This is a genomic window from Haloarcula rara (assembly GCF_029338235.1).
In the GTDB taxonomy this organism is placed as follows: domain Archaea; phylum Halobacteriota; class Halobacteria; order Halobacteriales; family Haloarculaceae; genus Haloarcula; species Haloarcula rara.
Map to the genome: position 1 here is coordinate 943,742 of NZ_CP119785.1, position 11,507 is coordinate 955,248.

Genomic DNA, 11,507 nt, shown 5'->3' on the forward strand with positions numbered 1-11,507 from the left:
CCGCGTGGAAGCGAGCGTCGAGGTCGTCGGGGTCGAACTCCCCGACTGCCACCCCGAGTTCGTGGCTCTGGCCGGCGTAGCGGCAGTCGGCCTCGAACGCGACGGTGGCGGCTCTGGGCTCGGCCGTCTCCGCAAGCACCCGAGTTTCGAGGTCGTCCAGTACCTCTCGGACGGCCTCGGGGTCGGCCGCGTCGAGCGTCGTCCGGTAGGTGCGGACCGCGTCGTGGCGCTCGTCGGCCGCCAGTAGCCCGAGCGCAGAGAGGACGCCGCTTGCCCGTGGGACGACGACCGTCTCGACGCCCAGTCTGTCCGCGAGCGCGGCGGCGTGCATCGGGCCGGCGCCGCCGAAGGCCGCGATGGCGAACTCGCGGGGGTCGTGGCCCCGTTCGGCGGTGACCGAGCGGATGGTCCGGGTCATCGTCGCGTTGGCGACCCGGTAGACCCCGCGGGCGGCGTCGAGCGGGCCGTCCAGGTCAGCCTCGCGAGCGAGGTCGGCCAGGGCCGCCCGGGCCGCGTCGACGTCAAGGGAGACGTCGCCGCCCAGGGTCGTCTCGGGACCGAGATACCCCAGCGCGAGGGCGGCGTCGGTCACGGTCGGGTCGGACCCGCCCCGCCCGTAACAGGCCGGCCCCGGCTCCGCGCCGGCCGACTCGGGGCCCACACGCAGCGCGCCCCCGAGTCGACCCAGGCGATGGAGCCCCCGCCGGCACCGACGGTCTCGACGTCGACCATCGGCACGCGAACGGGGCGGTCGCCCACGTCGGCGTCGGTCGTCCGCTCGACGCCCCCGTCCCGAACGAGCGAGACGTCGCTCGAGGTCCCGCCCATGTCGAAGGTCACGAGGCCGTCAGCGTCGACGGGTTCGAACGCGCTGGCGCCGACGACGCCCGCGGCCGGCCCCGACAGCGCCGTCGTCACGGCGTTGTCCCTGACGGTCCCGATATCGGCGATACCGCCGTTGGACTGCATCACGCGAGGCTCTGGCAGTCCCAGCTCGCGGGCTTCGGCCTCGAGGTGTCCGAGATACGTCGAGAGCACCGGCGTCACGAAGGCGTCGGCCACCGTCGTCGCGGTGCGTTCGTACTCCCGGAACGCGCCAAGCACCTCGTCGCTGGCCGAGACGGGAGCATCGAGTTCCCGGCGCAGAATCTCGGCGACGCGGCGCTCGTTCTCGGGGTGGGCGTAGGCGTGTAGCAGCGAGACCGCGACCGCGTCGGCGTCGATATCGGCCGCGAGGGCACGGACCGCGTCGGGATCGACCGGTTGCTCGATACCTTCGGGCGTCGCTCGCTCGTCGAGTTCGTACCGGCGCGCGTCGGGCACGAGCGGGTCGGGCCGGGCGACCGACTGGTCGTACAGATCGGGCCTGGCCTGCCGGCCGATGGCGAGGACGTCCCCGAAGCCGGCCGTCGTCACCAGCGCCGTCTCGGCACCGTCCGTTTCGAGTAAGGCGTTCGTCGCGACGGTCATCGCGTGGCGGAACCGGTCGACGTCACTGGGCTCGATATCGGCGGTCCCACAGGCCGCCTCGATACCTCTGACGACGCCCTCGTGCTGGGGTGTCGTCGAGGGGACCTTCGCCGTCGTCAGCCCGTCTGGCCCGACCGCCACTACGTCGGTGAAGGTGCCGCCGACGTCGACGCCGACACGTACCGAATCGTCCATGGCCCGTCTGCGACCGCCCGCGATAAAAACGCCTAGTTCCAGGTCCAGGCCGCATCGAGGGCGTACCGGTACAGCCCGGTGACGCCGATGGCGACGGCGTTCCCGATGAGGTACTCGGCGGTGCCCATCGTCACCAGCACGTAGAGGATGCCAAGCTGCAGCGGGATGGCCGTCCCCCGGACCAGGTTCGTCTTGCCCAGTCCGACGGCGTACTCGCGCATCGAGGAGTGACGCGAGCGGTGGAACGTCCAGGCGTTGTTGAGCACGTACTGAAACAGGATGGTCAGTTCGATGGCGACGAAGGCACCGACGAGGTAGTTCGCGCCAGCGATGTCCACGAACAGCCACAGGAGCGCGAGCTGGATACCCGCGGCCGTACAGCCCACGAGGAAGAACCGAACGAGTCGCTCCCGTCGCGGCGACGTGGCGACGCCAAACGACATGAGGCGCTATTTATAGCCGAGCGCCTTTAACCGTGCGGTTATTTCCTCGGATTCGCCGCCGGAATCGTCGCGTTGGCCACCCTCTGGCGCCGAGTCCAGCCTGTCGACGTGGTCGGCGACCGCCGCGGACAGGCGGTCGATGACGGGCGGCGGAGCCTCGTCGTCGGTCTCGTCGGCACAGAGGTCGACCTGTTCGTCGGGGTCGGTGCGCCGGTCGTACAGCTCGCAGTGGTCCGATTCCGTGTGTTCGATGTGCGTCCAGCGGGCGTCTCGGGCGCTGACGAGCAGTTCGCCGTCCTCGCGGTGGCGGGGAATCGGCTGGGTCGTCACGCTCTCGCCCCGGACCGCGACGGAGATAATCGGCCCGCGCCCGTCGATAGCCTCGCCGTCGAGGGCCGGTGCGACGCTCTGTCCCGCCCACGCGTCGGCCGGGTCGACGCCGAGCAGGTCACACACCGTCGGCGGAATCACGTCGAGCCCGACGGGTTCGTGGACCGTGCCGGACTCGCCGTCGGGGTGGGTAACGAAGAGAGGGACGTCGATGAGTTCGCGGTAGAGCTTGGGGTAATGCGAGAGATGGCCGTGGTCCAGGAACTCCTCGCCGTGGTCGCCCGCGACGACGATAGCGGTGTCGTCGGCGATACCCTCCGTTTCCAGGGTCGCAAGCAGCCGGCCGACGCTCGCGTCGACCTGCCTGACGGTCCCATCGTACAGCGTCCGGAGGGTGCCGAGGGTGCGCTCGTCGACGTCCCACCCCATCCCCGTCCGGAAGTGCGACCACAGCATCCCGAACAGGCCGAAGTGGGTGTCCGACACTTCCCGGAGGTGTCGCGGGGCCGGGACGTATGGGGTGTGGGTGTCCATGTAGTGGACCCACAGGAAGAAGCCGTCGTCGGAGGTCTGCAGAAACTCCGTCGCGTGGTCCTCGAGTTCCCCCATCCGGGACGCGTCGGCGACTGGCCGGTCGTCGTCGCCGCCGCCGAGGACATCGGCGACCCGCCGGAACGGCGAGGTGCCCAGTTGCACCCACCCCTGGATGGTCGGGTGCCTGGCGAGGAAGCCGCTCCCGTCGACGAACGGCTCGAACTCGTCGAAGCCTCGGTCGTACCCCCAGTGGTCGGTCAGGAAGCCGTTGGCGGCGTTGAATCCCCCGGTTCGCAGACCGGCGTCGGAAAGCTGCTCGGCGAGCGTCGGCGAGGCGGCCACGCCGATGTCAGGCCCTTCCTCGAAGACGGGGCGGGAGCCATGTATAGAGGGAAAAGAGAAGGGCGTCCAGTTGCCCTGGGCCATGGCGTTCTCGAAGTCGACCCCGCGGGCGGCGAGGTCGTCGAGCACCGGCGAGGCGGTGTCCTCGCCGCCCAGTGCGTCCTGTCGCAGGGAGTCGATGGTGACGAGAACGACGTTATCCACGGCGGCCGGCATCTAGCGCACCTCCAACCGCTGTCGGGGAGGGTCGGCGACGCGACGAACCGCCGGGTCTCGTCGCACAGCACAGCACGAAGCGTTCATACGGACCTACATTGGACACGCGATACTGAAGCTTCTGGTTGTACCGGCCCCCCGGTGATGAAACAAAGTGTCCTGTGGCCAGTAGCGCGGGGCAGCCAGCTTCTGGACCAGTCATCGGGTGAGATATGTCACCGTTGGTTGGGGTCGTAGCCCGGACCGACTCTGAGATCTAATGTTCGTTCGCGCACGCGGATATCCAGCCGCTCGTGCTCGGTGACTTCACCGTCCCGGCTGAAGGTGACCGGGTCGCCGTGGCCGTCGACGGACAGCGCCGTCGCACGGACGTGCGTGACCCCCTCGGTGTCGGTCGCCAGCAGCCGGTGGCCAATGGCCTCGGCGACGAGGTTACCGGTCGGCATCCGTTCGACGATGGCGACGTCTAGCAGTCCGTCTTCCATGTCGGCCTGGCCGCCCCGTTCGACGAACTTCCGGGCGTTGCCCACGAGCAGACACGTCGCCGAGCCGGACCAGCTGACGGGGCCGTCTTCGCCGACGGCCTCCAGGGCGATATCCAGCCCGTCGAACTCGATGGCTTCCTGCGCGCCGGTCACGAGGAAGGCCAGCGTCCCGAACCGCGACTTCAGGTCGCTGGAGGCCGCAAGACTGGCCTCGGCCGGCAACCCGGCGATACAGGAGACGAGAAACGGCTCCTCGTCCGCAAAGCCCACGTCGATGGTCCGCACGTCGCCGGTGTCGGCGACCTCGACGGCCTGGCGGCGGTCGGTGACACCGATAGTCCCCGCCAGCAGGTTCGCGGTCCCGACCGGAATCACTGACAGCGTCACCTCGTCGAGGTGGTCGGCCCGGGCCAGCCCCCGGAGGACCTCGTTGACCGTGCCGTCCCCGCCCGCGACGGCGACTTCGGACGCCCCGGCCTCGCCGGCCGCCCGGCCGAGGTCGAGCGCGTCGCCCGGGCCCTCGGTCCGGGAGACGGCAAAGCCACGGGCCGAGAGCAGCCGCTCGACGGCGTCGGCGTGGTCGCCGTCGCCACTGACGGGGTTGAGGACGGCGCGCCGCGTTCCGATCTGCATATCTACACGCAGCGGACAGCCGTATTTATACTAGTTGCTCAGCGGTTCAGACGGGTCATCGATGGCCCGCCCGCGCGAGTCGGTGTGCCCGTTCGTTCTCGCCGCGGCCGACGACGCGATAGGTGACGACCGGAATCTCCGCGACGGCCTCGCGGATGGCCTCGACCCGGGTCCGACAGACCCGGTCGCCCGGCGTCGCCGGGTGGTCTGGGTCGACCGACCGAATCACGGCGTCGGCGTCGCCGTGGACGTGCAACGACGCGACCCGGTCGTCTGTCGCGGCGACCGCTCGCACAGCCTCAAGCAGCGCCCGGTACTCCAGATGGGCCGGTGAGACGAACGCGTCGACCGACAGCGACCGCTCGATGTGTGTCGTCGCGCCGCTCTCGACGAGAAACCCCACCGCCGCCGAGGTCGGCGTCGCGTTGTCGGGCCCGTAGTGGACGCTCGCGTCGAAGTACAGCGACAGCGACGGGGCGAACGTCGAGCGCGGCGAATCGCTCCCGTCGTCTGAAGACACCATAGCGAACGGTCGGGCGACCGAGCCAAAGACCCGTCGCTACCGCTCGACGCGCTCCTGGAGCCCCGCCCAGTTCGCGAGCATCCCGTCGTCGTCGGGGAGCGGGACCAGCGAGACGCGGTTGCGAAAGCGCTCGCCGTCGGCGCGGTAGTTCCACAGCTCGACGGTCACGGGTTCCCATATCTCGACGGCCTCGGACAGCGCGTCGACCGCGTCGGACTCGGTGTCGGGACCCTGCAGCAGGCGGAGATTCTCGCCCCGGACCGCCGACAGCGAGTAGCCCGTCAGCTCCCGAAACGTCTGGGTGACGTAGATGACGGGATTGTCCTGGTAGACGGGCCCGGCCAGGGTGATACCGAGCGGTGCGCGGTCGAGCACCCACAGCCGCCGGCAAAGTTCGCGCTCGTGAGCCGATAGCGAGGTCACCGCGGCCGGCGGGAGGTCGACCAGTGTCGCGAGGTCGGCCTCGGCCCGGTCGACCCGTTCCGGGTCGCCGTCGTGGGCCGCGAGGAACGACCGTGCCGCCGACGGGAACACCGACTCCACACACGTCAGTAGCTCCCGGAGCCGCTCTCTGGTGGACATCGCCTGTCCCTACGGCGAATATCCTCAAATCGCTGTTGGATAGGCACGGCCCGCGACGGTGACGGGCGTCCTACTGCCGGCAGTATAAGCGAGCGCTACCGCCACAGATACGTTTCGTAGTATACGCCTACCACGGCGCCTGTCGAGTCGTGAACAGGACGAAGTGTTTTTATTTGTAGACGTGACTGTCGGAACATGGACAGTCGACGACGCTCGTTTCTCGCGGGAGTAGGTAGCGTCGTGACTGGAGCGCTCGCCGGCTGCCCGGGGTTGCTCGGCCGCGATACCGGAGGGAACGGCAACAACACGACTGCAACCGCGGTCGAAGGGGCCGAGGTCCGGGTTCCCGAAACCGTCGAGAAGACGTATCCGCAGTACCAGTACGACGCCGCGAACTCGGGGGCCGTCCCGGACGTCTCCGGACCGACGGGAGCGATCACGTCGCTGTTCGAGTTCGGACAGGCAAGCTTCACCCCCGGCCACCGGATGGGGTCGCCGTCGCTTCGCGACGGCCGTCTGTACCTGACCGAGGGGCGCATCGACAGCACTGGTGACAGCAAGACGTTCGTCTACGCGGTCGACGCTGTCGACGGGACCAGGCAGTGGGCGACGATGTACCGGGGGACGAACGCCGCCGGCCCCACTGCCGTGACCGACGAGCGGGTCCTGGCGACAGCCGGTGACGAACTGGTCGGGCTGGACGCCGCGACCGGCATCGAGCAGTGGTCGTTCGACCGCACGGTCACGTCGGGTATCGCCGTCGATGGCGACACCGTCTACGTCGTCGGTCGGGAGGACGGGAGCAACGCCCTCTATGCCCTCTCGGTCGGCGACGGCGCGCTCGAGTGGTCGACCCCAGTCGACGCCGGCACGGACCCCGTGACCCCCGCCGTCGACGGCGAGACAGTCTACACCGGTGGAGAGTCGTTACAGGCGGTCGACACGGCCACCGGGGAGACGCGCTGGCGCGCCGAGTACGGCGTCACAGCGCCGGCGACAGTCACCGGCGAACGGGTCGTCGTCGGCTCCGGAACCGACGTGCGCGTGCTCGACCGAGCCGACGGGAGCGAACTGTGGAGCAACGACGTCGAGACGTACGGCAACCTGGAGTCGCCGTCGGTCACGAACCCGCCCGCGGTGACCGACGAGACCATCTACGCCGTCGCCGACAGAGGGCTGACGGCGCTGAGCCTCACGGGGAGCCAGCAACGTTACAGCGTCGAGATGGGCGTCAACGGCACGCCCGTCCTCGCCGACGGCTTCATCTACCTGTTCGGCCCCGGGCAACTGACCTGCCGGGACGCGAGTGACGGGAGCACCGAGTGGACCTACGGGACACACCAGCGGAACAGTCCGCAGGGGGCCGCGCCGGTCATCGCCGACAACGTGGCGTTCTTCCCCGCCGAGCGGCTGTACGCCATCGCGGGGTAGGGCGACGAGCCCACGGTCACACCGGAATGACCGGAACGGGCGCCTGGCGGAGCACCCGATTCGTCACCGAGCCCAGCTGGGGCGATTTCACCCCCGCCGCGCCGCGTTTGCCCATGACGATGACGTCGATGTCCTCCTGGTCGGCGTAGCGACAGATAGTGTCGTGGGGGACGCCACGACGGACAGAGAGCGTGGTGTCGATACCGCGCTCGGTCGCGTCCTCTACGATATCTTCGGTGAGGTCTTCGGCCTGCTCCTCTAGCTCCTCCAGAAACGCCTCGTAGCTGCTAAGGGCCGGCGTCCCACCGTAGACCGACTCGTCGACGACGAAGAGGACGTGAAGCTGCGCGTCGTTTTCGGCCGCGAGGTCCATCCCGTAGTCGACGCCGCGGTCCGCGTGGTCGCTCCCGTCGGTCGGGACGAGAACTTTATCGTACATGCCACAGATTTGGCAGCGAGACAACAAAAGTACCGTCTCTGTTCCGGCAGATAGGGGCGGGTTAGCGGTGGTCGGCCGGATTGGCGCCCGGCTACCTCGGCGATTCGAACCGCCAGATAGCTTCCGAATGGCACGCAACTCACACCGATTTCGGCGTCGGACCGCTGGGCGATTCCGTCCGGCCGAAACTATATAACAATTCTGCAACAAATTCATCGCCATGGACTTCGACGAGTTCACCGGCGAGGTACAGCACCGACTGGAACTGGCCGGGACCGGCGAGACGCTCCGGGCGATTCGGGCGACGCTGTTGCCACTGGGCGAGCGGCTCCCGGCGGGCCATGCCGAGGACCTGGCCGCGTCCCTGCCCATGGAGGTCAAGTGGTACATGACCGGCGGCGTCCACGAACACGGTCAGCGCTTCGACTGGTCGGCGTATCTCACCCGGGTCGCCGACATCGAGGGCGTCGACCGCGCCGACGCGGCCTACCACGCCCGTGTCGTCGTGGACCTCGTCGAGTCGGTGGTCCCCGAGTCTGACTTCCAGCAGCTTCGGGACGCACTGCCCGAGAGCGACGACGACGAAGGGTGGGGGAACCTCTTCGAGGTCGTCGACGCCGGCGGGTGGCACGAGCACAGCTGACCGCGGCGTGCCGACGAAGGAGTTATAATCGAGTCGTTCGCCGGTCGAATTATGCATCGACGACGTGCGGTCCTCGCGACAGTCGCGAGCGGCGTCACCGCCACACTGGCCGGCTGTGGGGGCGAGAGTAGCGCTGCGGACACAGCCACACCGACCAGCGACGGGACGCCGACGAGCGAAGAGACCCCGACCATCGACGCGGTCGACGAGGCCTTCCCGCAGTTTCAGTACGACGCGGAAAACAGCGGGTCGGTTCCGGATGTGCGCGGACCGACCGGCGACGTCGGCCCGGCGTTCGAGTTCGGCGGTGGCGGCGTCGAGTCGGGCCACCAGCTTGGGTCGCCGACGCTCGCCGACGGGACGGTGTACGTGGCCGAGGGAACCATCGACGACAACGACGAGGCCGAGACCGTCGTCTACGCGCTCGACGGCGTCGACGGGTCGGTCGTGTGGGAGCAGTCCTACGGCGAGACCAACGGCGCCGGCCAGACTGCCGTGACCGACGACGTCGTCCTCGCCGTCGTAAGCGGCATGGTCGTCGGCCTCGACCGGTCGACGGGCGAGAAGCTGTGGTCGGTCTCACGGGACCTCGACTCCGGTATCGCCGTCGCCGACGGCTCGGTTTACGTCGCCGGGAGCACCATCGACGAGCGACGTGTATTCTCGCTGTCGGTCGCCGACGGGACGGTCCAGTGGCAGACCGACATAGACGCAGAGTACTACTTTCCGACGCCGGCGGTCGCCGACGGCACCGTCTACGTCGGCGGACGCACGCTACAGGCGCTGGACGCAGAGACGGGCGAAGAGCGCTGGGCCGCATCGCCACAGGCGACGGTGACGGCACCGCCGACGGTCGTCGACGACACCGTCGTCGTCGGGGGCGAGGACACCCTCCGCGCCTACGCTCGCAGCGACGGGACCGAACAGTGGGCGGCCGAGGTAACCGGATACAGCGCCAACGGCGGGGCGACGGTGACTCACTCACCCGCCGTGGCCGGCGACCAGGTCCACGTCGTCGCCGCCTGGGGCCTCTCTGCGTACGACCTCGAAACGGGGGAGCGCCGGTACACCACCGAGACCGGTCTCGACGGCACGCCTGTCGTCGCCGACGGCCACCTCTACGTCCCGGGACTGGGGGAGCTGGCCTGTTTCTCGACCGCGGACGGGAGCGAGGTGTGGCGCTACGGGACTGACCAGTCGAGCGGGGCCGGGAACCGCGCGCCCGCCGTCGTCGACGGCGTCGCGTACTTCCCGGCGGAGAAGCTGTACGCCATGACAGTGTGACAGGCCCCGGTCGCCGGCACGACGCGACAGGTCGAGCCGTCGAGTCCCAACCTTCACCCCTCGCGAGCGCGATGTTCGATCGTGACTGACGAACAGACCCGACAGTGGCGACTGGCGAGCAGACCGACCGGCGAACCCACCGACGAGAACTTCGAGCTGGTGACCGTTTCCCGCCCCGAACCAGGCCCCGGCGAGGTGCTGGTCCGGACGCTGTATCTCTCGGTCGACCCCTATATGCGCGGGCGAATGCGCGACGCGGAGTCCTACGCCGAGCCATGGGGCGTCGACGAGCCCATGGAGGCCGGCGTCGTCGGCGAGGTCGTCGAATCGAACCACGACGGCTTCTCGCCCGGCGACGTAGCCACCGGGAACCTGCTGTGGGCCGACCACGCCGTCGCAGACGGTGACGAGCTCCGGCAGGTCGACCCCGACCTGGCGCCCGTCTCGACCGCGCTGGGCGTGCTGGGGATGCCCGGTATCACCGGCTACTTCGGGATGACCGACGTCGCCGACCCCGACCCCGGCGACACCGTCGTCGTCTCGGCAGCCGCCGGCGCCGTCGGCTCCGTCGCGGGCCAAGTCGCCTCGATAGCGGGCGCCCGCGTCGTCGGCGTCGCCGGCAGCGACGAGAAATGTGACTGGCTCACCGACGACCTTGGCTTCGACGCGGCGGTGAACTACCAGACGACCGACGACCTAACAGCTGCGTTCACAGAGCGCTGTCCCGACGGCGTCGACTGCTACTTCGACAACGTCGGCGGCCCCATCACCGACGCCGTCTGGGGGCAGTTGAACCGCAACGCTCGGGTCGCCGTCTGCGGGCAGATTTCCATCTACAACGCGACCGAACAGCCGACCGGGCCGCGCAAGCTCGCACAGCTCATCCAGACCCGCGCCAGCGTCGAGGGCTTTCTCGTCGGTGACTATCAAGACCGCTGGGGCCACGCACTGGAGCGGCTGGGCGGGTTCATCCAGACCGGCCAGCTCCAGTACGAGGAGACCATCACCGAGGGGCTGGAGAACGCACCGGACGCCTTCCTCGGGCTGTTCGAGGGCGAGAACGTCGGCAAGCAGCTCGTGAAAGTCGGCGAGCGGAGCTGAGGCCGGTGGGGGCGTCAGTATACGCGGGCCCCGTCGCGCGGGGGACCGACGCCCTACCAGCCGAGCTCGACGGCCGTGCCGTCCTCCCGGCAGCGTTCGAGTTCGTGTTTGGCGGTCATACCCGCAACCTGTGGGGTTCGTGACCGGCCGACGCCGACCTTTAGCTCGACGCCGACGGCGTCGTGAACGTGGTCGATAGCGTCGCGGTAGGCCGCCCTGTCCATGGCCGAGCAGACGGCGATGACGTTGTCGCCGCCGACGAAGAACGAGAGCGAATCGTGGGCCTCGCGCATGTGTTTCATCAGCTCTGCGTACCCCTGTTCGATCTCGATGAACGTGTCGAACTCGTTGAGCTGGTCGGTGTACTTCCCGGTCGCGTCGTCGACGTCGAAGTGGGCGATTTGGACGTCGGAATCGGTCCGGTCGGCGTCGGCGAGCGTTTCGCCCCGGAGCACTTCGCGCCGGCCACTGTCCTGGGCGCTCCCGGATTCCTGTAGGCGGCGCGAGGCGACGCCAAGCGCCGCGGCCGGCGTCTCCCCGGTCGCGATACTCACGCTCGAGGTCACGGGATAGCGGTTCCCGAGCGACGCCTGGATTCGCTCGTGTTCGGCACGGTCCAGCCCGTTCGTGATGGCTACCATGTTGTCGAACCGCCCGAAGAAGGCGTATCCCTCGCGGGCGCCGACCAGCTGGGCAACGTCGGCAAAGAGCCGCGACTGCAGCGTCTGGAGGTCGACCTCGCGGCGGGGTTCGGGCGTCGTCGTCCAGGGGCCGTAGTTGTCTATCTGGATCAGAGAGACCTGCGTGTTCGTCACGGTGACTGCTCAGGAGTGCGCTCGTATCGGTGTTTGGGAAA

At 68.9% G+C, this 11,507-nt stretch carries 11 protein-coding genes and 1 pseudogene; 4 read left to right on the forward strand and 8 right to left on the reverse strand.

What is annotated here, in order from left to right:
* Positions 1-280: 280 nt before the first annotated feature.
* From P1K32_RS17665 to P1K32_RS04995, 6 genes and pseudogenes are all read right to left on the reverse strand, one after another.
* A pseudogene (locus P1K32_RS17665) lies at positions 281-1,665 on the reverse strand (hydantoinase/oxoprolinase family protein); the annotation flags it as partial.
* A gap of 32 nt (positions 1,666-1,697) precedes the next feature.
* Entirely contained in the window at positions 1,698-2,108 is a 411-nt protein-coding gene (locus tag P1K32_RS04975) for a GtrA family protein (protein WP_276251601.1), read from the reverse strand.
* Between the two features lie 6 nt (positions 2,109-2,114).
* Positions 2,115-3,530, reverse strand: a complete 1,416-nt coding sequence (locus P1K32_RS04980) for a sulfatase family protein (protein ID WP_276251602.1) — start codon at positions 3,528-3,530, stop codon at positions 2,115-2,117.
* Between the two features lie 215 nt (positions 3,531-3,745).
* Positions 3,746-4,648, reverse strand: coding sequence for a diacylglycerol/lipid kinase family protein (locus P1K32_RS04985; RefSeq protein WP_276251603.1), 903 nt, complete (start codon positions 4,646-4,648; stop codon positions 3,746-3,748).
* Between the two features lie 55 nt (positions 4,649-4,703).
* Positions 4,704-5,171 (reverse strand): ribonuclease H family protein, encoded by a 468-nt coding sequence (locus P1K32_RS04990; RefSeq protein ID WP_276251604.1) that lies wholly within the window; start codon positions 5,169-5,171, stop codon positions 4,704-4,706.
* Between the two features lie 36 nt (positions 5,172-5,207).
* Positions 5,208-5,753 (reverse strand): PAS domain-containing protein, encoded by a 546-nt coding sequence (locus P1K32_RS04995; protein WP_276251605.1) that lies wholly within the window; start codon positions 5,751-5,753, stop codon positions 5,208-5,210.
* Between the two features lie 195 nt (positions 5,754-5,948).
* Here P1K32_RS04995 and P1K32_RS05000 point away from each other — a divergent pair, with 195 nt between their 5' ends.
* Positions 5,949-7,184 carry a PQQ-binding-like beta-propeller repeat protein gene (locus P1K32_RS05000; RefSeq protein ID WP_276251606.1) on the forward strand — a complete coding sequence of 412 codons (1,236 nt, stop codon included), beginning with the start codon at positions 5,949-5,951 and terminating at the stop codon, positions 7,182-7,184.
* Positions 7,185-7,200: 16 nt separating this feature from the next.
* Here the strand turns inward: P1K32_RS05000 and P1K32_RS05005 are convergent, their stop codons facing one another.
* A complete protein-coding gene (locus P1K32_RS05005) occupies positions 7,201-7,623 on the reverse strand; it encodes a universal stress protein (protein ID WP_276251607.1) in 423 nt (140 codons plus the stop codon).
* 220 nt (positions 7,624-7,843) lie between these two features.
* Here P1K32_RS05005 and P1K32_RS05010 point away from each other — a divergent pair, with 220 nt between their 5' ends.
* From P1K32_RS05010 to P1K32_RS05020, 3 genes are all read left to right on the forward strand, one after another.
* Positions 7,844-8,266 carry a DUF2267 domain-containing protein gene (locus P1K32_RS05010; RefSeq protein WP_276251608.1) on the forward strand — a complete coding sequence of 141 codons (423 nt, stop codon included), beginning with the start codon at positions 7,844-7,846 and terminating at the stop codon, positions 8,264-8,266.
* A 51-nt stretch (positions 8,267-8,317) separates the two neighbouring features.
* A complete protein-coding gene (locus P1K32_RS05015) occupies positions 8,318-9,550 on the forward strand; it encodes a PQQ-binding-like beta-propeller repeat protein (protein ID WP_276251609.1) in 1,233 nt (410 codons plus the stop codon).
* 81 nt (positions 9,551-9,631) lie between these two features.
* Positions 9,632-10,651: an NADP-dependent oxidoreductase gene (locus P1K32_RS05020; protein WP_276251610.1), complete on the forward strand. Its 1,020-nt coding sequence runs from the start codon at positions 9,632-9,634 to the stop codon at positions 10,649-10,651.
* A gap of 53 nt (positions 10,652-10,704) precedes the next feature.
* On the opposite strand, the gene P1K32_RS05025 is transcribed toward P1K32_RS05020, so the two are convergent.
* Entirely contained in the window at positions 10,705-11,466 is a 762-nt protein-coding gene (locus P1K32_RS05025; RefSeq protein WP_276251611.1) for a GTP cyclohydrolase III, read from the reverse strand.
* Positions 11,467-11,507: the final 41 nt, after the last annotated feature.